We start from the raw sequence: 23,966 nt of genomic DNA on the forward strand, positions 1-23,966 counted from the left end.
GCAGTTCACCCTACTCCTATGCAAAATATTTATCATCAAGAGATTTTTGCGCTCATTGATATTAATAACTGCTATGTCAGTTGTGAGCGTGTATTTAATCCAAGTTTAAATGGTCAACCGGTCGTTGTTTTAAGTAATAACGATGGTTGTGTCGTATCTCGTAGTGAGGAAGCAAAAGCTCTCAATATTGGCATGGCCGTGCCATGGTATGAAATTGAAAAAGATATGCTTAAAGCTGGTGTTAAAGTATTTTCAAGCAACTATGCCCTCTACGGCGATATGTCGAGTCGTTTTTTCACTATTTTAGAGCAACACTTTCATGCAGATTCAGATCTAGAGCCCTATTCAATTGATGAATGTTTTATTCGTCTAACACATTATCAAAGTCTTTTTGATTTAGAAAAATTTTGTCGAGAATTAGTCGACCGTATTCAACAATGGATCGGTTTACCTTGTTGTATCGGGATTGGTTACAGTAAAACACAAGCTAAACTCGCCAATCACTTTGCCAAAAAACGTTCTGGTTTTAACCGAGTGTGTTCTTTATTGGATTTGGATCCATGCAGTTTTGATCAATTACTTATAGAAACCTCAGTATCGGAAATTTGGGGCGTAGGTCGAAAAATTAGTAAACAACTTGAAAGTTACGGTATTTATAATTGCTATGACTTAACTTTTGCCAATGAACACTATTTGATGAAGCAGTTTTCAGTGCTCATGGGGCGTACCATTCGTGAGCTAAAAGGTCAGTCCTGTATTTCACTAGAAGATCCTGATTTACCGTCTAAACGAATCTTAGCATCACGAAGTTTTGCATCAGCATTAAAGGATAAAGCATTAATCAAGCAAGCCATGATTTTTCATTTAAGTCGGGCTCATGAACGTTTAAGCAAGCAAGAACAATTATGCGCCTGTGTCCATGTGTCTCTTTATGAAAAAATTCCAGTAAAACCATTCAAGAAATCACATTCTCATGTAATTGGTTTGGAATATCCGACGGATGATTTATTACTCTTGACGCATGCAGCACAACAGCAAATTGATGTTTTATTTAAAGAAAATATACGTTATGTAAAAGTTTCCGTCATGTTTTCTGCTTTGAGTGCTAAAAAAACACATACACATGACCTTTGGCAGCCTCATGATTTAATCCAGCAACGAGATTCACTCATGACAACAATTGGCGCTATGAAAAACCGCTTTGGAAAGTATTGTATTCAAGTGGGCTATCATACCAATCAACAACAATGGAAAATGAAGCAATTGCACCACTCTCCACGCTATACCACCTCATGGTCAGAAATGCTGACTATTGATGACTCACATATGGCGGTTACACAAAACAAATGAATACTTTTGGTCAATTCGGTTTAAAATAGCAGACTCGAAGAATTAAAAGAAAAATGTAATTTTTTAACATTGCCAATTGACTGCAAAGTTCTCAAAATACAGCTCATTGACGACATTGTTTTTTTGCTATTTTTGAAACAAAATATAAATGAAAAGCTTAAAAACATGCCATAATATGCAAACTTTGCAGACATCTTGCAAGGTTATATTGCAACTTTCATATTGGAGCTGTCTTCATGAGTTCGACCATTTTGGTCATACATGGACCAAATTTAAACTTGCTAGGAAAGCGAGAACCTGAAGTTTACGGACATTTAACTTTAGACGATATCAATCATCAACTCATACAGCAAGCTCAAGAAAGTTCAATTCAACTTGAAACCTTCCAAAGCAATTGGGAAGGTGCCATTGTCGACCGAATTCATCAAGCCCAGATTGATGGTATAAAATTTATCATCATCAATCCTGCTGCACTGACCCACACCTCAGTAGCAGTACGTGATGCCCTATTAGGTGTTGCGATCCCATTTATTGAAGTTCACCTTTCAAATGTTCACGCACGTGAAGCATTTAGACACCACTCTTATCTCTCAGATAAAGCTGTCGGTGTCATTTGTGGACTAGGCGCACAGGGTTATTCATTTGCATTAACTCATGCCGTACAAAAAATTCAAACTTCTACACATCTTTAACCTTAGGAATACGAATTCATGGATATTCGCAAAATTAAAAAGCTCATCGACTTAATGATTGAATCGGATCTTCAATCTATTGAAGTAAAAGAAGGTGATCAATCCATTGCTTTAGCGCGTCGTAATCCTATCGTAGCCGCTGGTGTTGCACCAATACAATCTGCTGCGCCAGAAGCTCCAGTTGTGAAACCAGCTTCTCGTGGTGCTGTTGAAACCTCACCAATGGTTGGCGTGTTCTATGCTGCACCAAGTCCAGGCGAAGCACCATTTGTAAATGTAGGACAAACTGTTTCAGCAGGCGAAACGCTTGGAATTATTGAAGCAATGAAAATCATGAACCCAATTGAGGCAACTCAAAGTGGTGTGATTGAAGAAATTTTAGTTAAAAATGGTGATGTAATCCAATTCGGTCAACCTTTATTCCGCTACCGCGCGTAATCGTTGGGGGTTGGTATGTTGCAAAAAGTTCTCATTGCCAACCGAGGTGAAATTGCACTGCGTATTACACGTGCTTGCAAAACACTCGGTATTAAAACAGTCGGTATCTACTCGGATGCCGATAAAGACCTCATGCATTTACGCTTTGTTGATGAAGCCGTTTGTATTGGTCCTGGTGCAAGTAGCGAAAGTTATCTAAATATTCCTGCAATTATTACAGCAGCGGAAGTGACTGGTGCAGATGCAATTCATCCAGGTTATGGCTTTTTATCAGAAAATGCTGAATTTGCTGAGATTGTAGAAAGTTCTGGTTTTATCTTTATTGGTCCACGTCCTGAACATATTCGCCTTATGGGGAATAAAGTGTCAGCGATTATGGCGATGCGTAAAGCTGGTGTACCAACCGTTCCAGGTTCAGCTCATGCTGTAACACCAAACAATGCCTTGGCGGAAGCAAAAGAGATTGGCTTCCCACTTATCGTAAAAGCTGCTGCTGGTGGTGGCGGTCGTGGTATGCGAATTGTTGAACGTGTTGATACACTGTTAGAGTCTGTACAAGCAGCTCAACGTGATGCTGAAATGTGGTTCGGTGATGATACGGTTTACATGGAACGTTTCCTTCAAAAGCCACGCCATGTTGAAGTACAGGTGATTGGCGATGGTAATGGTCACGCCGTACATTTATATGATCGTGACTGTTCATTACAACGTCGTCATCAAAAAGTTCTTGAGGAAGCTCCTGCTCCCAACCTTCCAGAAGAAGCTCGTGCTGAAATTTTAGCAGCTTGCGTAAAAGCATGCGAGTTAATGCAGTATCGTGGCGCAGGCACGTTCGAATTCTTATTTGAAGATGGTGAGTTCTTCTTTATTGAGATGAATACACGTGTTCAAGTAGAACATCCTGTGACAGAAATGGTAACGGGTGTCGATATTATTGAACAACAGCTTCGTGTAGCCGCTGGTCTTGGTTTAAATCTAGAACAAGATCAAATCAAAGTACACGGTCATGCAATTGAATGCCGTATTAATGCAGAAGATCCAACCACCTTCCTTCCATCACCAGGTAAAATCGAGCAATTCTACACACCAGGTGGTGCAGGCATCCGTTTAGATTCTCATATCTATCCAGGTTATAGCATTCCACCTTACTATGATTCGATGATTGCAAAATTAATCGCACATGGTAAAGATCGCGAAACCGCTTTAGCTCGTATGAAACAAGCCTTAGATGAAATGATCTTAACTGGAATCAAAACCAATATTCCGCTACACAAAGATCTCATCCTTGAAGATAAGAACTTTGCAGAACAGGCTATGGATATTCACTACCTAGAGAAACATTTGTTGAAACAGGTACAAGGACATAGCGAAGCTGAGTAATTACAGCTTTACAAGATGAATAAAAAAGCCTCTTTTTCAAGAGGCTTTTTTATTATTGAAGAATAGACTGCAAAGATTTTAGCTTAAGGCAATATACGATTAAGTTTTGCAAAACATTGTCCACCCTTTTCAGATGCACAGAAATTGATTTGATTCGGATTGTCCCATTTTACAAAATATTGAGACAAATCTCCTGCCTGATCTACTTGATTACCAGAGCAGTCTTTTTCGTTGTTCTCATAATTGACTTGCATGACCAACGTCGGCAACAAGCCCGTAGAGCTGTCTTGAGATGGTTGATATTCAAATAAACCGACCGACCACTCTTTAGCACTATTGACGACCACCTCATTGTTACCACGGAAATTATAATACTCAACACATTTTTTATTATTTGGAATTTCCATTCCCCATAAACCTAAAATTTCTGGGCGCATGTTGATTCGAATATTATTTTCAGGCTGTTGTAAATCAGCACCTTTAGCTTGTGCTTGGACATTTTGATCGGCAAAAGAAAAAGACGTCATTAATAAAAGTAAAGGTGCAAAAAAAACTGTTTTTTTCATACAACATCTATAGGTCAACGTTTAGAGCTAAATTAGCACATTTCAGCAAGAAAACTCATAGAATTAACGTGATAAGAACAATTTTATATAAGAAAATGAATTTCTATTGATGAATTTTAAATCATCAGCAGTTTAATGCGATCTATTGATTTATTAGTGCAAAAATATATTCTTATCAGAATAATATTCATTCTCCACCTCACAGAAAGCTTAAAAATATAAGATTTTATGCAAGGGAATATACGTTAAGTATGACCACATGGATACGAACAGAGCTAATTAAAAACAATGCACAATCTTTTTTGATTGTCATGCTCATCATTACACTTTGTGCTTTGGCTGGAATACTTGGTCGACCTCTATCATTTCTCGCAATTTTCTGGCCTGCAAATGCCGTACTACTTGGTCTTTTTTTAAGATTTAGTTATCTCAATAATCTTGGTGGCTGGCTTGGGGCCTTTTCTGGGTATATGCTTGCAGACCTAGGTACTGGCAACACTTTACAACTTGCTTGGTTGTTAACTCTTGCTAACTTGCTAAACCCATTAGTGACCTTATACCTACTGAACCGGTTAAAAATCAATTATCAAGAATTCAATAAAGGTCTTACATTTGTTTACTTATTTTTAATTAGTGCTTTTGGAGGGTGCCTAGCGAGCCCAACATTTGCGATTTTAACCATCCCTTATGTTCCTAACAGCTTTATGGAGCTCGGCCGTATTTGGGTTGATTTTGGCATGTGGTGGAGTGGTGAAATTCTTAACTTTGTCGCTTTTTTACCTATTGTTCTCGCATTACCAAGCAAAACTACAGTTCAACAATATTTTGTAAATCAAAAAAATCAACGTTTAAGTTTACCCCTTGTCTTACCCTTCGTATTTGTCGTTGTATCTGTAATTCTAACTCACTTTTTTATTGGCCCTGGCGCCATCATGTTCCCGATTGGAGCACTCATCTGGGCAGCATTAACCTACAATTTATTGTTGGTTGCAATCATCAACTGCTTTGTATGTATGTTCTTATACAACAGCTTAAGTGCATATTATCTAACAGAATCTCCAGAAGCATTTATTTCGACAACACTGTCTGTTCGCATCGGTCTTTTCATGCTGGCTTTAGGCCCACTAACATTATCAATTATTAGTTTGAATCGCCAAAAGCTATATCACCAAATATTATATTTAGCGAACCATGACAGTTTAACAACGACTATGAATCGCCGATATTTTTATGAAGAAAGCGAAAAGACGATAGACTCAACTCATAGGGAGGCGAAATCCAATATTCACAGCGTGTCTATTCTACTACTCGATATTGACCACTTTAAAAAAATTAATGATCAATATGGACATGAAATAGGTGATATTGTTCTCAAAGACTTTAGCAATATCGTCAGATCTCAAATTAGATCAAATGATTTATTCGGTAGAGTTGGCGGTGAAGAATTTGCCCTCTTAATTAAAGATAGTAACCTACCAGCCTGCATTGAAATCGCACAGCGTATATGCGACCGCGTGGCAGAAACACCGATTATGATCAGGCAAAATCAACATCTCAATATTAGTGTAAGCATAGGTTTAAGTTATCAACAACTTCCGTCTGGCACCCCATTCCAACAATTGATTAATCGTGCAGACGTTGCCCTTTATCAAGCGAAATCTGAAGGACGAAATAGATTATGCGTGGATCCTCAATTACTATTTACTCAAACATCATAAGTCACTATCTTGCTTCAGTGGGCTTGAGATTTGGTAAAGCGGATAAAAATATGAAACCAATCAACGTTGAAGCTCCTGCAATGATAAAAATATAGCTGCCAGAAATCAGCTCCCAATATTGTCCTGCCAATACGCTTCCAGATGCCACACCCAAGCCCCACATCGTACTATACAAAGCTTGAGCTCTACCCTGCTGCCCAGCAGAAAAGTGCTCAAAAATAATGCGCATCGCCAATAAGTGAAATAAACCGAAACTGAATGCATGCATTGTCTGGGAGAGAAATTGGAGAACAAAACTTTCAGGAAATAAACCAACAATCAAAAACCTAAGCCCAGTCATCCATAAACAGATCGCAACCAACTGACGCCATGTAAAACGATTTAAAAAAAATGATGCATAGGCAAACATCATGATTTCAGCAATAACACCTGTTGACCAAAGAAATCCTGTTGCTGTGGTACTAAATCCAGATGACTGTAAGTAATTGCTATAAAAACTATAGAATGGTGCTTGAGCAAACAACATAATGAACTCAATTAAGAAAATTGCTTTCACAACTGGTTGTTTTAAGACTGGAATAATGGATTCAAGTGTTTTTTGGGCTTTTGGTGCGCCCTTCGGTTCTTTTACTGTAAATGACCATAAGAACGCTAGAAATGAAATACTCAGTAATAAAATCGGGAGATACTGAATATCGATGATTTCAAGAATTAGACCAATAAAGAAAACACCAACAATAAACCCAATCGATCCCCATTTTCTCACTTTGCCATAAAGTTCATTTCGTTTTTCGCCTAACCAAAATAATGTAACGCCTTCAAATTGAGCAAGTATCGCATTTTGAAAAAAGCTGAAGATCAACATTAACAAGGCAATTGATTGAAAATTATTGGGTATAATAAAAATGAGGAACCATATACTCGCTTCCATCCATGTTGCGATTCGCACCAATAGCATTCTTTTACCCGTTTTATCCGCCACCCAACCCCAAATAAACGGCGCAAAAAAACGTGTCATGATTGCAATTGCACTAAGCCACCCAATCTCTAAAAAGCTAAATCCCTGATCTTGCAGATATAGACTCCAATACGGCATGAAGGTACCGACAATCGCATAGTAGAAAAAGTAGAATCCACCTAATTTTGTTTTAATTGGCAACGCTTGTATCATATTGCAATTACCAGTATTTTCAATAAGTTAATATCATTTAATAGTTGCATACATTTGTTACCACTTAGGTGTAATTGCACTTCATCAGTCTACAAATCAGTCTACAAATTTATTTTTTTGTAGACTCTTCATTTTTTGTAGACTGAAGATATTTACGTCTTAGAAAATAATTCTGTGATCATTTTCATCAGAATTAATTGTTAGTAAGTTACTAAAGAAATTTTATACTTTACCTATAAGGTTTCCTACCCAATTTTGCTATTTCTCTTTTTTGAGAATTCAGCGGATAGCATAACTTGCAAAGTATTGAAAAAATTTCAATCTATAGATTGAATCGTACTAGACTGGGGTAATAGAGTTTGATGAGGAGATTACTGCTAAATTGCTAATGTATAAATTTATGACAATGCATGAGTAAGAGTTTTTATAAATTACAAATATATTAATTTAAATATTATATTAATAATCGATTAATATCAGGCACTCATAATAAATATTTCTAAAACTATAAATCTTGATACATATTCAGGGTATCTATTAATAAATATAAGGCACATGCTGAGTTTGTCGATAATACTATTGACAATTCAAGGACAATCATTATGTCAAATTTCACAAAGTCAAGTGACTCTAAAACCCAGCAACAACAGAACCAGCAACAATCAAATCCTGCAGGCGATAATACGCAAAAAACTCAGCAAGAAAAAAATAAGGAACAGCAATTAAATGCTGAGAACAGACAAACTAAAGATGCTCCGAAAGAACATACTGAGGTCGAAGTTAAAAAATAACTTATAACTCAGAATTCTTAAATCATTTAAAAGGTTTAACTCCTTTTAGGTGATTAGGATAAATAATGAATATTGTTAAAGTTAAAGTCCATAAAATGTATGAAAACTTTCACAGAAATCCAGCTATTCAATATGTTGGTTTTTTTGATGATAATAATGTATTAATCAGCTTATACGATAACAATAATATTAAACTCATTAATAAAATCGGGACGTTGCAATGGGTAAGCATTGCTACTAATCAAGCTTACTTTATTGAAATACCAGATTATATTAGTGCCGAGAATTAAACTCATGATGATTAAATACCCTCAAGTAATCCTCGTTTTTCACAAAGAGTCAAACCACAGTGATCGTAGATGTGCTTGGGCAAACTATAATTATCAAGGGAAACTAAATAACATTACAGATTTTTATGGCCAGAATTTATCTCTTTACGATGGCAATAAAGTTGTCATCGATGGTGATATTTGGGTTCTGGAAAGTCATCTACACAAGGTATATAGAGATAGAGGTCGAAAATGAAAAAAATTCTAAGTGCATTCGATTTAAAACGTAATTTATATTTCAGAAAATTAATGCTCGATGGTGATTACAAACAAAATGTATATGATTTAAAGCATAGGAATAATTATGATTTATATGTATATAAATTAATAGATAGTGAATCAGGCAGAAAACTGTACTTTAAAAATTTTGTTATATTTAAATAAATTAGCCCTCATTTAGAGGGCTGATGGATTTTAATAAATGCTTTAACTTTAGCTCTACAATCTGCGTATTGCTCAGAAGTATCAACAATCCAAATTAATGCCTCACCCATTTCGCCAGTCTCCAATTGCTTTAAATCTTGGCAATCAATTAATAGGCTTGCTGGAATTTGCGGTAGCGATGGCGGTTTGGGCGATACGCAAGCCGTCATCAGTAAACTTGCAATCAGTGTAAATGCGGTCAGTAATGATTTTTTGAGTCTCATGTCGAATATCTCTAAATTCAATTTTGATGTTGTTGCGTTCGGCTTCGAGTTCATTTTCAACAATGAATACTTTTGCTTTCCAAGCCTCTAAAGCGCTTTGGTAGGCTTCATTAACTTTGTTTATTCGCTCGACACATTCGGCATCAGCGCCATTAAATTTATTTTGCCAGTGACTTACACGCCATGACTGAATTCCAAGCCCAATAAGTGTGAGTAATAAAAAAGCCGTCAGAGCAATAATGACGGCTTCATAAAATTTGGCGATGAAGGTTTTTATCATGTAGCCTCCTGCATCAAAACGGCTGCCACTTCTTTCGCTACAAGCCACTTTTTAGAATCCCATTTAGCAAGGTCGGCATTATTGGAAATGAAGAACAGCTCAACAATCAAACCACCACCTTTACTAATAAAGCCGAGTCGTGAATGCTGCCCACTACCCTCTGATTTCCAACCTTTATCACCACGAAGTGGAATGCCAAGATGCTTGTGAATAGCAGACGCCAACTTTTGAGCTAAAGCTTTGTTTTTATTAGCAGATAATACTTCAACTCCAGTTGCTGCCTTATTTGCTGCCGCATTACAGTGGAATTCGATAGCAATATCACATGCTTGTGCTACCTTGATTGTTTGTGCGAGAGGCTGATTAACACCACCTTTCCCGTCTGTTTCATGCTTAATGCCATCAAGGGTTAAGTAGTGTGCGACCATCTTTCGCATATCAAGCACGATTTGCGCTTCAGTGCGTGTGCCATTTACTGCACCCGGATCAGTGTCAGAATGACCTGCACAAATGGCTATCGTTTTATTTTTTGACATTGATTTCAACCTTATCAATTTTATCACTGACGTAATGAGTACCTTTGAAACCAATTGCGGATGAAACACCCACCGCAACAATTTCAGGTATTCCAAACCAAGTCATTACCGACCAAGCGCCGATGGCAAATAAGCCACACATAAAAGCTTCAAGCCAGTCTGCCTTGCCGTGTTTTCTAGCCGTGCGAAAAATCGCCATTAAAAAAGCCATCACGAATGACGCAATGGCTGTATAAAATGGCTCAAGTGACGCAATGACTAATTTTAAGTCATCCATATATTCCCCATGAAAAAAGGGTGCCTATTCCTAGACACCCATATGTAAATTTTGTTGCTGTGGAGGCGGCAACCGCCGCATCTACGGCTAATTGCGCCTTTTCAGACATCTCGCCCCCTAAATTATGGTAATAAAAAAGCACCCGAAGGTGCTTTATGGTTGAAAACTTTAACTATCAGCTGTTGCCTGTGTGATTCGTGTTGAATAGTTCCACGAGGTCGGCTTCCATACGTCCCGTGCAGCAACACGAACATAATATGTTGTCGTTGATTGCAAGCCAGTAATCGTGCAAGCATTTTCGGTACCCGTCCAACGTGCTGCCGTTGTATCAGGATCAAAGTTCGCATTGGTACTGATCCACACCTGGTAATCTTTCAGATCCGGTACTTCACTTGGAATCCAAGTCACTGTGATTGAATCTGCAGTTGCCGATGTGTACACGTTCAACAATTGTGGTGGCACTGGATTACTGATATTCAACTCTGCGAAAGTACTGATAATCGAACCGTTTTTACTTGCAACACGCACTGTATAAGCACGTTGAATACCATCGATTTTCGCTTCATCCATACTGTATGAATAATCGGTATTCGTCGTTTCAACTGTACGAAGCAATACACCATTCGACCAAATCTGAACAATATAACCTGTCGCGCCAGCTGCACTTTGCCATTGTACTTTAAAGCTCGTTCCTTCAAATGCAGACTGCAGCGATAAACCTTTGACACCTGCAGGACGACCACCATTGATGGTGTAACTGTATGCCGTCACTTCATCCAAAGTTTCTTCTTTTTGCTCAAGACCATTAAAGCTTGTGAACTTCAGATAAATCTGTTTACCCACCATATTTGAGTTGAAGTCATATTCAAAAATGGCTCGGTCAATACGAACAAATGATTCACCTGCATAGTGTGAGCCTGCATCGTCAAAACGCCCACGAAGCATGCCACTCAACGTATAACGCCCTGATCCATCCAAAGTGGCATCAATATAGTTGATATATTCATCACCAACTTTACACAGTGTTGCATCAACTTCAGCATCTTCAAGCGTACCACCAAAGATTTGACTTGATGTGTTCAATTGCACTTGCATCGATGTATCATCTGCATCAATTGCTGAAACTAATGTACCGTAACGCGCTGAACCATAAATGGTCCCGATCATTTCGTATGTTGTATTGTCCAAACTTGCCCAGATGTTACAACCACCCCAATTAATACCACCAGATGCAGCCACCCAGATTTGATTTTTACCATCAGTTAATTCTAAAGGAGGCTCAAAAATTGCTGGTGCATTGACGTTACCTGGTTCTTCATTGCCACCTTGATACCCATTCGATGATTGCAGGTCATACTCAACTGCTGAGCGAGATCCGACGGCTAACTCTTCAGCTGTAATCGAAAGCACTCCTTCTTCATCTTCTTCAACTCGTGTGATTCGTACTGGAAACTGATTCAAACCTAAGGATTCATCCGTAATCGTCACAATATCCATCGGCTCTAATCGGCAGTACTTCCAGCCTAATTCAAACTCATATTCATTGCGCACATAGAGTCGTCGCTGTAATAGTAATTGTACGGCATGACGGGCAATTTTCGGCTCACAGAAAAAGTCGAACTTGACTGGATCTTGTGTACGCAGCCCAAACATTTCGATATTCGCTTGGTCCTTGGCTTCAACGGTTTCTGTGTTGTACTGGTTAAAGCGATTCACGTACTCAATTTGGCAATGGTTATATGCATCAGTATCACGGCTTCGACGCACACGGATTGGCTGATCTTCACCCAAAAAATCATCATCTGTTAAGTGATATACCGGTTCAAGATTTGGCGTAAATGTCACACCATTACCCGTCACTGCACTGTCACCGAATGAACGGATTTTCAAGCCGTCTGGACTCGGTACCACAGCACAATTCACCGCTTCCACAATTTCATTGATGATTTCAAATGCTTCACGTTGTTCTGTCAAAGCAGGACTGATCAACAAATTAGTGGCTGCACAATAGGTTCGAAATTCAGATAAATCTGCCATATTCAAACTCGGTGCTGCACCGTACCGTGGATTTGTGATGAAGTCTTCAATCACATCCGCTGGGTTCGCATCATGGATCGTTTCTGAAAATGTAATATCGCTAATCACTTCAAAATTATGATTCGATAATGCTGCACTACCACCTAGATCATAATTTGCACATGCCACATATCCAAGGAACGGATAATGCACTGCTTCATCAGGATGCTTGGTTGCTAAATATCCCCAAACAGGATTGTGATCACCATCAAAGAGTTCAAATCCAACTTGATCTATTGGCTTGAGTTGCACACCGCCTTCGGTTTTTGTGACGATCTGTTCTTTATCACGCCATACAATTCCAATATCTTTGATTTTGTTTTCACATAGACCCAACATCAAAGATGCTGAATACGTATATGTTGTGTTTTTGGTCTTGGTTTTACCACCTTTGCCGCCAGATTTAGTTGTTGTCGTATGAGCAGTCGCTTTAAAGTCACCATACCAAAACATATTGGCTGCGACACGGTTTTTGCCATAAACCAGTGGCTGTGTTAGACCATACGCAGATTGCTGAATGCGCATCGAATTGATGCGCTTATCAGACGTACTGATTGTCGTACTTCCTAATATTCCGCCCATATTATTCTTTTAGCCTCTTCATACGAAAAAAGCCCGCAATTCTGCGAGCTAGACTTCCTTTTGTGCCATCTTGGAGTATTACTCCTTGATGAATATAGGAGTGAATAATCGTTGGCCATTCAACGACAATTGCACCATGACTGATGCACTTGCCAAAGTGATACAAAACAATGTCACCAGGCTGTGGTTCATCGACTTCATAGCACACGGATAAAACATGCTCTAAATATCGTTGGCCAAGCTGGTGCATGTGCCAGTCCGGTGGATATGGACGTGGATCTAAATGATCCATGAGTCCAACTTTCTCATAGACTTCACAGATCAACGTTCCACAATCCACACCTGCACCTTTGACACGGCCTTGGTGATGATATGGTGTGCCAAGCCATGTACGAGCTTCTTCAATAATTTTTTGACGCATACATTCACTATCCTCATAAAAAAAGCACCCCGAAAGGTGCTTTTAATTTAAGTTAATTGGTCAAGTGTATTTTAAAAACCCCTGCTGGCAAATTGACACTTGCAGCAGTTGTATTACATATAGCAATTTTAACTGTCCCTTTGACGCTAACTTGTGCAAACAAAATTAAGCCATTTGGGATCGCTACCGTATATGCAACGTTGCAAATATCACCCAGATCACAGTTATTAACAGCAACAGTTCGATAAATAGTCGTGTTAGCAGAAACACTAACTTCAGATGCTATTTCAAGTGTTGATCTTCTGACGTTATACACTTCAGAAGTTACAGCGGAACCACCTGCACCGTAGGTCTGCACCCAGCCAAGCAAATTATTTTTTTCTATATCACTGTTAGGTACGAACGCACCGTATGACATCCTTGCTCGAGGTGCTGTCGGTGACGCAGCATAGTAAATTTTACCCCCAGACGATTCTTTGAATGCTGAGGTAGCACTGAAATTACCTTCTGTAGTTGTACCATTAATAACATAAATATTACTATTACTTGCTTCGACTGCTGTACCAACCGCACCTTGGGTTTTAAGTAAAACATTATCCAAGACAACTTTATGACAGTTAAATGCCCTAAACATTGCCCCTTCATAATTATTTACAGACGGATCTGATTCAATAGTCAAATTTCTGAAAATGATCGTTGAATCGCAATTGGTGAAATTGATTTTACCTAGCATTCCGCCACTGATCACTGTTTGAGTGCGATCAGAAGAGCTGCCCGTGATCGTAATACTATTTGACCCATTTGCATTGCTTAAGCTTTTAATGACGCTTGAATCTAAAGCCTCTTGCCCAGTCAGTCTAATTACCAAATTAGCAAACCGATTCTTTTCACTAATTTCATTCAGCTTTGAGCTTAATGTAGACACATCAATTTGCTGGTTATAATCACTTGTAAAACGTAGATCATTTCTACGAAAAATAACAGTTTTTGCAAATGATGTATTTTCAGCAGCAATGTATGTGTTTTCTGGTCGAATGTCACCGCCATCAACAATAACCTGAGGATTATATGCTGAAACTGGTTTATAAACGCCAAGAACATAAGTTCTATATCGAACACCAGTGCTAGATGAAAGAATTCGAACATTCTTTAATTCGATTACACCTGATCCCTGAATTTTAATAATTTCATGAATCGGCATGTCTTCATCTTTAGATCCAATAGAAACCATTAGTGGATTATTAATACTCATGGATTCATTGTATTTTGTACTCTCAAAATACATATTACAGAATTCAGCACCACAGCTATTCATCGTCATGCCCTGCGCATCAATTGCATAAGCAATACGACATTTATCTGCAGCACAAGCATTCATTGTGCAATAAATCGCTCTGTCTTTAATCCAGAATCCACGATCCGTGCAATCTAATGCATAACAAGAGTTCATTGTTACTGATGTGATTTCTTTAGAATTACCGCTGTTATTGAACTCAAATGCAACTGGTGCAAAACCAGCCAAACAATTGTTAAAGGTAGACATGAATGTATTTAAACTGGCAACAGCTTCAGTACATAGAACCATTCGTGTCCCATTCCAATTCAAGTATGGGTTGTAACTTGTAGGATCGCTATAAAAAATGTTTTTGGCTTTCCGATTACCTGACAAATTTCCACTTGTCATTTGCAATGTATTACATCCAGTTGCTAAATAGAAAACCGTGTCAACTTCAGCATCACATGTAATACCATTGAACCGAGATCCAAAGTCAAAATGAATATTGGTAAAATCCAAATTGATCATCATGCTTCTTACAGTTGGAAAACTCGGAACACTTTTGAACAAAAATTTCTTATTAGTTTTAAAATCAACCGTTCCACCACCAATCTTTTTTAAATACGCAATAGCTTTAGAAACAGCTGGACGATCATCATCTTCGCCATTATTTTTCGCACCAAACATCAATGGAGTTACGAGACTGTTTTGGTCTAAGCTACGCACCCACATACCATCAGTCCGTGTTGCTGAGGAAATATGGATGCCATCATCTTCTAACGCTATACTGTCTTTAACCCACCAAAAAACGCCCCCACCTTTTCCAAGTCCCGCATGATATGACTTAACACTTACGACCAGACTGTCAGATGTAAAATGTATATTTCTTAGTTCTTCTATTGATTCAACATATAAAAAATCCGCTTTAATCCAGCCAGCCATATTCAGATTAGGGTCATTTTCGTTGCCTGGAACAAGGCTTTTAACAATCTCCCCATTTCCAAGACAAACTCGATCCCCTACATTGTATCCACCTGGTCTGTTGTACCAATCCGAACCCACGGCATCAACGACCTGTTGCAAGGACTTTCCGTTGTTACTCTGAACTAGAGGTGCAATCCAACCGTTCTCACCTGCACCAGAAGCTGCTAAATCAGCCATAAGCTGCTCAAGTAGTTCAGCTACTAATGTACGGTTTTTTTCAACAATTAATTGATCCGTATATCTTCGAAGTGTACTTATATCTGAGTTGAAAGAACGTATAACTTGGTTTAAATTGCGAGTCTGAGTACTATCAAGTAAATCCGCATATTGACGTAAGGCGCTAATACTTGCATCGAGCGACTGTTGTTGTGCTGTATTTAAAGTTGTCACACGCTGACTCAATGTAGTCAACGTCTTGCTTAACGCCTTCAAATCACTACTTAAAATCTGACCTTCCGTTTTATCAAAAACATTATTAATCAGCTGTGCAAGCTTATTTTTAAACTGAGCCTCTGTAACATGATTTGCAGTTAGCTCGCTTGGAGATGGCAATGGCATTTCTCACCCCATAAAAAAACCCAGCTCTATGGCGGGGTAAGAATTAATACAAAATTGGTTAAACTGCGGTTTCAGGCACCGGTATAAATGGCGCACCACGGAAACGAGCGAAATTGTTAAAACGGTTTTGACATGTCTCAAGACGTTTATCACATCCAGGATAGACTTTGATACGCTGCCCTATTTGCGGTGCTTCCAACAATTGCAAAGTCAATAATAAAGCACCTGATTCATGCATACGGATTGTTCGTTTTAGACCTGAATTTCCACCGTCTAAAAATTCAATCACACCCTGAGTAAACCAACCCTGCGGCTGATTCACCTGACATAAAATTCGTGCTGCAGTACTGCCTGATTCAATTGTTGTTTGCACCACAAAGTTTTGACGCAATAGACCGCATGCCGTATCAAATAGCGTGTTGGTACAGCTTGGCTGATACAGATTTCGTGGCATTTGCACATTCAATTCATCCAGATCTGACGCAACACTGGCTTGAATCGAATTACGATCTAAGTCAGGCTCAATGATTCGACCTTCGAACAACTTAATGGTGCCGGCACTGGTGTCCGTTGGTGTATTCATATCCATAAATATGCGTTCCAACTTAAATCGAGCACCATCCAGCTGGCCATTATGAAACGCTTGAACAACATTGATGCCGTTCCATTCATTGTCATCAATACAATTAATACTGATCGATAAATTATCAACCTCAATACCCAATGAGAGGCTGATCCCTTCACGACTGATGATGGGACCACTCGAACTATATGTTTGACCTGCAACAGTCAAATCAAAGTCATAATTCGTATATCGGAATTCATCACCTTGAACAGTTGTGATGGTGTAGAGATCTGCCATTACAAACTGATCAGCATCAAGTAATTCAATTAATTTTGGAGAAGCAGCTCTCATACTTTATTTCCTAGAGATCCAACGAGATCAACTCTTTTTGCATTCCAAAGTTTATGCATGAAATTCGTAAACTGTTGTTCATCATCAGCAAATCGACAGCGGTAGTAATATGTTCCATCGACTGCAAACTTAATGCCTCCATCTATTGGTTTGGATAACGTGATCTTTCCATCTTTTGAAATAATTGCAGTTGTATCATCCCAAAACAGATCGTCGTCGTTATCACTCCAAAATTGCTGATTGTCATTTTCATTCCAAAATGTTGGATCCACATCAAAAATTGTCTCAGCCTTAGTGTGAGCCAAAGGTATTACGGATGTATGCATCTGCTTATAAAGTTGATAGCTTGTTGTCGTGCCATCACCTTGAAAAGTGCAATTAAACTCATAATCATCAGGCATCTTGAAAAGAAATGAATCGAAAGCACCACGGCGCTCTAAAAAGAAACTTTCGAGTTGCTGCAATTCATTCCTACCATTATTTTCACGTAAAAATGCAAATGACATTGAGATTTCATACTTAGGAACGGCTTGGTAACTTGCTCGTAGCTCTCGACCATTCACAGAAGTCATAATTTTGGTATTAAAAATGGGAGTTTTTGACAACTCCCATTCAAGACCAGGTAATTCAGGAAATAATACATCAGACACGAAAACCTCCTTAGGTACCGAAATTACGGCGATGGCCCTTTAATCCACTCGCCAATTCACGACCATGCTTTTCAAAGAAACGCTTTACGTCACGTGAGTCAAAGGCTTGAATTGAGAAATGGTTACTCACTTGCTGACTTGGAGTTTGATGTGTGCCAAAGCCTCCATCTGCACTTAGTGACTTACCTAAGGCACGAATCGTATTCGCGTGCTGCTTAGGTAAAACCATTTCTTCTTCGTGAAGTTGAGTCATGGGGTTTACACCAGCAGGAATATCGTACCCGCCTCGAGCAGATGCCACTTTTCCAACAATTGCTGATACACCCGCGAATGCAGCAATACCAGCCGCCACACCCAATGCAGGACCTACGATTGGAATAGACGAAAGCGCAGCCCAAGCACCAGCCATAGCCTCCCAAGCTGACATCATGATTGACTTTAAGACTTCCATGAGCTTTAAACCTAAACGAGCAATTACACCTGTTGAAGTTGCAGCGGTTTTCATGCCTTCACCAGCTACCACGGCGCCAGTTTGTGCAGCTTGCCCAGCCACTTCAGCCGCCGTCTCTGATTTTATAAACCCTAATTTAATCGCCATACGAGTTGCTAAACTTGCAGCGTATTTTTTCAGTGGTTCACTAATCATGCTTTGAATAAATGCCCCTGCCAGTTCTGTAAAAATGGCATTCATGGCATTTTTCCAGGTCAATGTTCCATTCATCATGGACTGAATGCCTTTATCCCATAGACCAGACATTCGTGACGTTAGATTCCCAAACTTATCTTCAAAGTCTTTCATTTGGGCATCAGAAATCATGCCTGGTGCTTGGATATCAGACAATGATCTTTGATGATCTAATGCACTGATTTCATTGGTTACGCCACTTACCCCAGAACTATTCCCAGTGAGTTGACTTAGCTCTTGTTCAAGATCTAAGCGCTCCTGCAATCCAATACGCTTGATGGCATACAACTGTTCTTCAAGTTGCTTTGCAAAACGTACCTTTTCAACATTATTGATTCTTCCAGCATCAAGATCAGCATCCAAACGTGCCATTTCTAGCTCGAATATTTGCTGAGACAAAATCATCTTGCCTTGAAGCTCTTCCTCATGAAGTGCCTTGAGTTTTTCAAGCTGTTCAATTCGAATAGCTTTGATTTTGTCAGCGGATTCCTGCTCAGCTTTTATTGAAAAAGCTTTCTTATCTTCAGCTGACAATATAGAAGAATCAATATCACTAAGTTCTTTCTTAAGATCTAAAGCAACCTGCTTGCTTTCATCAGCATATTTGTACTGTAAAGCAAGCTTGTTCTTTTCAGCTTCTTCAGTCTTACGGATTTGCTCCTGAAGTGATTTATCAAAATCTGAAGATTCAGTCCCTGCTTCTACACCGTTAACGCCAGCCATGTAACCCTTGACGTTTTTCACGTACTGGCGATTAATTGGACCAATACCGGTACCACGATCAACATTCCCTTCACCTGCATGATAAGCAGAAATAGCCTTGTTGATATCACCATACTTATCTAGCAAGAAACGCATGTATTTGGCTGCGCCTTCAGCAGCTTGTTTTGTGTCGAATGGATCAGATACGCCAAAGCGCTTGGCGGTCATATCCAGCATTTGAAAGTTGCCTTTCGCCGTGCCGTATTTAGTCTGAACGCCTTCAACATTTCGACCCTTAGTCTCTTGCATGTTAAGAGCTGATAGCATGCCACTCGGCAAGCCATACTTGGCTTCAAAGCCTGAATAGTTAAACTTTTCAGCATTCGCTTTTACACGTGCATTGACCTGCAAGATCTGTTGCTGTTTTTCAAGCTCCTTAGTTTGACGTTTTTGAGTCTCCTCAGCTTTCTTTTCAGCCTCCTCACGCGCTTCAGCTGCTTGTTTACGCTTCCAGTCCGCTTCTTCAGCCTGTTTAACAGCTTCAGGCATTGCACCGTCTTTAGCGGTGTATCCCATACCAGCCTTATCACGAGCATCTGCCATGTGCTCAGCACGCTCACGCGACACACCACCAACGTTCATGTTGTGTTGAATATAGCGTTCTCGTTCAGACTGTTTGTTAGATTCACGAACATACTCCATCTGCTTTGCAGTCAAATTGGCTAATGCATTTGCTTTATCGTTGATGGAATTGGTGTGTTCCTTATTATCCTTAGTACCTTGTGTCACAACTTGGTTATAAGTTTTTAGAACACCCTGAGCATCAATGACTGCTTTACGCTCTTTATTAACGGCAGCAGCTTTCTCATCAATTCCAGCCTTATGTTTAGACTCAACTATTCGTAGGTTATTAATACCTGTGGCTAGTTGATCTGAATTCAGCTTGCCTTGAATATATTGATCGTGGAGCTCTTTAGCTGCTTTTTTATCAGCATCTGATGCATCGGAATGATTAACAACCGCACGCACCAAGCCAAGTAATGCAATTTCCTGTTTACGGAAACCCTGCTCAGCTTTGGATAGGTCTGCCGTGGCTTGTCGCGTCAATACACGCTGTTGGGCTTTATCAAGCTTTTCATATTCCTCACGAAGTTGAGCAACACTTTTACCCTGTGTGCTTAAAGCTGGAACAGCTTCATCACTGCTTCGTTTCATGTAAAGGAATGCAGCACCTGCCGCTAGACCTTGAAATGCCAACATACCTAAGCCAGCAGGTCCACCGAGCAATGCTGAAGCACTACGCAGTACACCCATCGCCGTAGCAGTACGCATCGCTTGACCCTGAAGCGCAGACAATTGCATTTGATAAGCCATGCCTTGGGCAACACCAATCACAAACTCTTTAGCTAATACGGCGCATTGAACAACCAATTTACCTGAAATAGCAGCACCTAAAGCGATGGCCACAGCTTTGATGTTGTCAAAGTTCTGCGCAATAGCAGTCACTGCAGGCGTTACTGAATTGATCAGCATTGCTTGGAAGCCTTGGAACTGAAGCTCTAGTGTGTAAAGGTTTTCTTTGGCTTTACCGAGGTTGTCCACCATATCTTTAGACATGATAGCGCCAGCATTCTTGGCTTCTTCACCCCATTTTTTAAATCCTGCACCGCCGTCTTTGAGTAATGGAATAAGCAAACTGCCATCATTGACGATCTGCTCCATGTAAGTGATAGTTTCAGCGTGCGATAAATTGGCTTTTTCCAATCCATCGTAATATGCCTGGATAACTTCTGGACCACTTAAATCTTTAAACATATCGATGGTCACACCAATCTTAGGCGCAACCTTTTCAAAGAAGTCCATCATTTCGCCTTCACCACGGCGTGCTTCACCGAGCCGATCTAGCGCGTCCTTACCCATCATGCCGAACTGTTCTAATGACAATCCAGCTGTTTGAGCACCCTTGGCAAAGTATTGAAGGTCTTCTACCGATTCACCCAACATGTCAGACATTTTCTGAACTTCTGAAGCGGTGCTAATTGCATTGCGAGTGAAACTGACCAATCCATCTACAGCTAAGGCAGAACCAATACCAGCAGCAATTTTTTTACCTAGGCCCAGCATCTGCGTTGAGATATTGCTTGAGAGATTATCAAAGGTCTTTTGCACACCAGACACGTCAATCTGAAAGTCCACTTTCTTACCTGTGACTTCAATCTCCTGCGCCGTATCTTTGACAATACTTTCAGCTTCATTCATGCCTTTTTTAAGTTCAGAAGTCTTCGCACCAACGTGCACTTCCACTCGATTGTTGCTCATAATCCCTATCTCACAGGCATAAAAAAACCGCCGTGAGGCGGTATTGAAAATTTTCAGGTATTAAAAAGCACCCTAAGGTGCTTCTTTAAGTAAGTTTCAAAACTATGGGAGTTACTGTTTTGTTCCTAAGTACAGTACTGCGTTCTGTCTAGTACTATTTTCTGCCACTGCATAAAGTGATTTAATTGATGAATCATAATAAACCACACCCTTTACAGACTGTCCCGCTAAGAGACAAGGTGAATAACCAAAAGCTAAATCAACATTGTAGTAAGGTGCATTTTCTTCAACTGCTATTTTCCCCGTGAACGTACAGCCACTTTGTCCCTTACCTGAAATCACACCCGTATTTGAAATTGTTAAGGTTGCTTCTTCAATACCTTCAACTATCGCTGATTGACCTATATAAGATCCTGCGATTGTCGTGAGATTGGATACCGAGTTATTTAATTCAGCATCATATAAAGTGTCAAATGTAACCTGATTTGAAGGCGTATAAGTGATCGTTCCATTTAGGCTCTTTTTAGTTTCAAAAGTACCATTAATAGATGTGTCGTAAACTGCACTACCACCAAAATAAAAGTCTTTCCCTTTAATCGCTTTTACTGTGTTACCAGAAACAGTTAAGTCACCAGTCATGAAGCCAGTAATTCCGTTAGAATAAGGTGGTGTATATAGAAACCAGAATTTATTATTTTTATCTACCAACCCAATAACATTTTGCGCTTGATTGGTCTTGCCAGTGTAAACACCAGTGATTTCAGCATTAGCTACAGGTGTTTTATCTCCCTCATTATTAGAAGAAGATGAATTACCCCCGCCACCACCGCAAGCAGTCAATGCCAAAGTTAATAGACCCAATCCAATTACTTTTTTCATGGTTATATCCAAGTTGTTATAAAGTTCCCGCGAACTTTAACCAACTCAAAAACTTTAATCAATCAGGGCAGCCTTAGCCACCCTGAATAAAACTGACTACGCATTACGCATAATTTTGATTTTAGGCTTATCCACAATGCCAGCATAATGATTTACCTGCTCAACAACATGCATCAATTCTTGGTTAATCGAAGTGATTTCATTCACCAAACTACCCAACTTTGCATGATCTAGTGTTTGTATGGAATCAGATACACTTCCAGAAATACGAGCATTCAAAGTTACTCGATCAATACTGCTTGCTAAATTATGTCGCTGGGTTATTAATCGCTGGTACTGCTCCAATACAGTATGGTAACGACCTAATGCCTCATAATCTACAGTCATAAAATTATCCTTGTGGAAAGTTAATCAAAGCATCCATTAAATCATCTTCATCATTGCTTTGAGTATCTTCTGAACCAGTACTGTCTTCAATCCCCATAAATGCCTCAAGGATCCGACACAGACGCTGAATGCCAACATGGCTGGGAGGACACTGCTTGTGATACGCATTCAATGCTTTGACTCTTGGAAAATCCAATTCATTACGCACATAGTCGTAATCCTTGCCCAATGTAAGCACCAAATGCGTGTACAGCTCCTCCCAGTCTATTCCCCCGAATCAGTGGCCTGCTCGTCTTCACCTGTATAAACCAGACCAGAAGCCCCCATGACCGTTTCAAATACGGCGTTCACGTGACCAATATCAAGTAGTTCATCAGCAATAAATTCGCGGGTAATGTCAGGATAGTTACGCTTTAAAGAGCTATGTGCTACATCTGCCACTAAAGCAAAGTCACTTGGATCAAAGGATTTAAGCTTTGGCATCAGCTTTTCAGCAGCACCCAAGGATAACGGCGCAAAAATCCAAATCTGGCCATTAATTTTAAGCGGATTACCACGTGGGTTTTCGACCTGGTTAAATTGCATATGGTATTACTCCGAAGTAGTCCATTTGAAGACACGGCCTAAATCATCGGCCATTGGCTGGAATTCAAACTCAGGTAGATCGTAATCATCTTGTTTTGAACTGAACGCAAGCTTATTACTGACACAACGGAAAAACTCCATGCCAAAAAATTTACCTTTGTAGTCACGCATCAGATCCACACTGAATTCAGGCGTATAACCCATATCCAAGTTGCTTACGACACCTGATTTGGCACCTGCCACCGTCGCTGTGTATTTAAAGCTGATAAATACCGTTTTACCCACATCAGCTGCTGCAAAGGTATAAACGCCTGTCGCTTCATCCACACTGTATTGACCTGCAACTGGTGCACTCGCCACACGCTTTAAAGGAACTGCTTTGGCATCAGTCACGCCTAAATCTTTCACGAATGTGCCGCTGTTCGGAACGACTGGTGTTACTGACACTGCAACGACTTCACCATTGATGGTCTGCGCGACTGCAGTAATACCACCTTCAGTGACCACGCCACCAAAGAAAATGGAATTCAACAATGCGCCGTTGATGCGACCCATTGTCGCTTTACACTTAATCGAACCCTTACCGCGTGCGGCATCTACGGCGAACTGACCACGGCCATAGAGTTCTTTCAAGTCATAGCTGATATCAACTGACGTTGACTGCAATACGCCCACTTCAACGGGTGTGCCGTTGGTGATTGGATTACCGTGCACATCCTGTAAAGGTGTGGCAAAGATTTTACCGGCACCAAATAAATATTGAGCCATATC

General features: G+C 39.8%; 23 protein-coding genes. 7 read left to right on the plus strand and 16 right to left on the minus strand.

Going from position 1 to position 23,966, the window contains the following annotated elements; translation table 11 throughout:
* Positions 1-18 precede the first annotated feature (18 nt).
* The 4 genes from FTV17_RS02295 (at position 19) to accC (ending at position 3,860) form a co-directional block, all read left to right on the plus strand.
* On the plus strand, positions 19-1,350 hold the full coding sequence (locus FTV17_RS02295; RefSeq protein ID WP_179998010.1) for a Y-family DNA polymerase: 1,332 nt from the start codon (positions 19-21) through the stop codon (positions 1,348-1,350).
* Positions 1,351-1,586: 236 nt separating this feature from the next.
* Entirely contained in the window at positions 1,587-2,042 is a 456-nt protein-coding gene (aroQ, locus tag FTV17_RS02300) for a type II 3-dehydroquinate dehydratase (protein WP_035267826.1), read from the plus strand.
* An 18-nt stretch (positions 2,043-2,060) separates the two neighbouring features.
* Positions 2,061-2,480: an acetyl-CoA carboxylase biotin carboxyl carrier protein gene (gene accB / locus FTV17_RS02305; RefSeq protein ID WP_035267829.1), complete on the plus strand. Its 420-nt coding sequence runs from the start codon at positions 2,061-2,063 to the stop codon at positions 2,478-2,480.
* Positions 2,481-2,495: 15 nt separating this feature from the next.
* The gene (accC, locus tag FTV17_RS02310; protein WP_035267832.1) at positions 2,496-3,860 is read left to right on the plus strand and encodes an acetyl-CoA carboxylase biotin carboxylase subunit; all 1,365 of its coding nucleotides are present in this window, start codon (positions 2,496-2,498) and stop codon (positions 3,858-3,860) included.
* Positions 3,861-3,943: 83 nt separating this feature from the next.
* Here accC and FTV17_RS02315 read toward each other — a convergent pair whose 3' ends face one another.
* Positions 3,944-4,426 carry a hypothetical protein gene (locus tag FTV17_RS02315; protein ID WP_179998011.1) on the minus strand — a complete coding sequence of 161 codons (483 nt, stop codon included), beginning with the start codon at positions 4,424-4,426 and terminating at the stop codon, positions 3,944-3,946.
* A gap of 251 nt (positions 4,427-4,677) precedes the next feature.
* Between FTV17_RS02315 and FTV17_RS02320 the strand changes: the two genes are divergently transcribed.
* On the plus strand, positions 4,678-6,144 hold the full coding sequence (locus tag FTV17_RS02320; RefSeq protein WP_179998012.1) for a GGDEF domain-containing protein: 1,467 nt from the start codon (positions 4,678-4,680) through the stop codon (positions 6,142-6,144).
* Between the two features lie 4 nt (positions 6,145-6,148).
* Here FTV17_RS02320 and FTV17_RS02325 read toward each other — a convergent pair whose 3' ends face one another.
* Positions 6,149-7,312, minus strand: coding sequence for an MFS transporter (locus tag FTV17_RS02325; protein WP_179998280.1), 1,164 nt, complete (start codon positions 7,310-7,312; stop codon positions 6,149-6,151).
* 605 nt (positions 7,313-7,917) lie between these two features.
* Here FTV17_RS02325 and FTV17_RS02330 point away from each other — a divergent pair.
* Together FTV17_RS02330 and FTV17_RS02335 are read left to right on the plus strand one after the other, a co-directional pair.
* A complete protein-coding gene (locus FTV17_RS02330) occupies positions 7,918-8,106 on the plus strand; it encodes a hypothetical protein (protein WP_179998013.1) in 189 nt (62 codons plus the stop codon).
* A gap of 65 nt (positions 8,107-8,171) precedes the next feature.
* Positions 8,172-8,396, plus strand: coding sequence for a hypothetical protein (locus FTV17_RS02335; protein ID WP_179998014.1), 225 nt, complete (start codon positions 8,172-8,174; stop codon positions 8,394-8,396).
* Between the two features lie 567 nt (positions 8,397-8,963).
* Here the strand turns inward: FTV17_RS02335 and FTV17_RS02340 are convergent.
* The 14 genes from FTV17_RS02340 to FTV17_RS02405 all read right to left on the minus strand — a co-directional run bounded on the left by FTV17_RS02340 (position 8,964) and on the right by FTV17_RS02405 (position 23,963).
* Positions 8,964-9,362 carry a hypothetical protein gene (locus FTV17_RS02340; RefSeq protein WP_179998015.1) on the minus strand — a complete coding sequence of 133 codons (399 nt, stop codon included), beginning with the start codon at positions 9,360-9,362 and terminating at the stop codon, positions 8,964-8,966.
* On the minus strand, positions 9,359-9,898 hold the full coding sequence (locus FTV17_RS02345; protein WP_179998016.1) for an N-acetylmuramoyl-L-alanine amidase: 540 nt from the start codon (positions 9,896-9,898) through the stop codon (positions 9,359-9,361). Before FTV17_RS02345 ends, FTV17_RS02340 begins: the two co-directional genes overlap by 4 nt.
* Positions 9,885-10,175: a phage holin family protein gene (locus FTV17_RS02350; protein ID WP_179998017.1), complete on the minus strand. Its 291-nt coding sequence runs from the start codon at positions 10,173-10,175 to the stop codon at positions 9,885-9,887. The genes FTV17_RS02345 and FTV17_RS02350 overlap by 14 nt, the downstream gene beginning before the upstream one ends.
* A gap of 168 nt (positions 10,176-10,343) precedes the next feature.
* Positions 10,344-12,833, minus strand: a complete 2,490-nt coding sequence (locus tag FTV17_RS02355) for a phage tail protein (RefSeq protein ID WP_179998018.1) — start codon at positions 12,831-12,833, stop codon at positions 10,344-10,346.
* 1 nt (position 12,834) lies between these two features.
* Positions 12,835-13,254 carry an NlpC/P60 family protein gene (locus tag FTV17_RS02360; RefSeq protein ID WP_179998019.1) on the minus strand — a complete coding sequence of 140 codons (420 nt, stop codon included), beginning with the start codon at positions 13,252-13,254 and terminating at the stop codon, positions 12,835-12,837.
* A gap of 52 nt (positions 13,255-13,306) precedes the next feature.
* A complete protein-coding gene (locus FTV17_RS02365; protein WP_179998020.1) occupies positions 13,307-16,072 on the minus strand; it encodes a hypothetical protein in 2,766 nt (921 codons plus the stop codon).
* Between the two features lie 58 nt (positions 16,073-16,130).
* On the minus strand, positions 16,131-16,988 hold the full coding sequence (locus FTV17_RS02370; RefSeq protein WP_179998021.1) for a DUF2163 domain-containing protein: 858 nt from the start codon (positions 16,986-16,988) through the stop codon (positions 16,131-16,133).
* The gene (locus FTV17_RS02375) at positions 16,985-17,638 is read right to left on the minus strand and encodes a DUF2460 domain-containing protein (protein ID WP_179998022.1); all 654 of its coding nucleotides are present in this window, start codon (positions 17,636-17,638) and stop codon (positions 16,985-16,987) included. The genes FTV17_RS02370 and FTV17_RS02375 overlap by 4 nt, the downstream gene beginning before the upstream one ends.
* 10 nt (positions 17,639-17,648) lie before the next feature.
* Positions 17,649-21,344: a transglycosylase SLT domain-containing protein gene (locus tag FTV17_RS02380; RefSeq protein ID WP_257219870.1), complete on the minus strand. Its 3,696-nt coding sequence runs from the start codon at positions 21,342-21,344 to the stop codon at positions 17,649-17,651.
* Between the two features lie 111 nt (positions 21,345-21,455).
* Entirely contained in the window at positions 21,456-22,223 is a 768-nt protein-coding gene (locus FTV17_RS02385) for a hypothetical protein (RefSeq protein WP_179998023.1), read from the minus strand.
* Positions 22,224-22,319: 96 nt separating this feature from the next.
* Complete coding sequence (locus FTV17_RS02390; RefSeq protein WP_179998024.1) at positions 22,320-22,610, minus strand: hypothetical protein; 291 nt, start codon at positions 22,608-22,610, stop codon at positions 22,320-22,322.
* Between the two features lie 4 nt (positions 22,611-22,614).
* Complete coding sequence (locus tag FTV17_RS02395; RefSeq protein WP_179998282.1) at positions 22,615-22,848, minus strand: hypothetical protein; 234 nt, start codon at positions 22,846-22,848, stop codon at positions 22,615-22,617.
* A 26-nt stretch (positions 22,849-22,874) separates the two neighbouring features.
* Positions 22,875-23,195 (minus strand): hypothetical protein, encoded by a 321-nt coding sequence (locus tag FTV17_RS02400; RefSeq protein ID WP_179998025.1) that lies wholly within the window; start codon positions 23,193-23,195, stop codon positions 22,875-22,877.
* Between the two features lie 6 nt (positions 23,196-23,201).
* The gene (locus FTV17_RS02405) at positions 23,202-23,963 is read right to left on the minus strand and encodes a hypothetical protein (RefSeq protein WP_179998026.1); all 762 of its coding nucleotides are present in this window, start codon (positions 23,961-23,963) and stop codon (positions 23,202-23,204) included.
* Positions 23,964-23,966 lie beyond the last annotated feature (3 nt).

The sequence above is a fragment of the Acinetobacter sp. YH12239 genome, from assembly GCF_013417635.1.
Lineage (GTDB): Bacteria > Pseudomonadota > Gammaproteobacteria > Pseudomonadales > Moraxellaceae > Acinetobacter.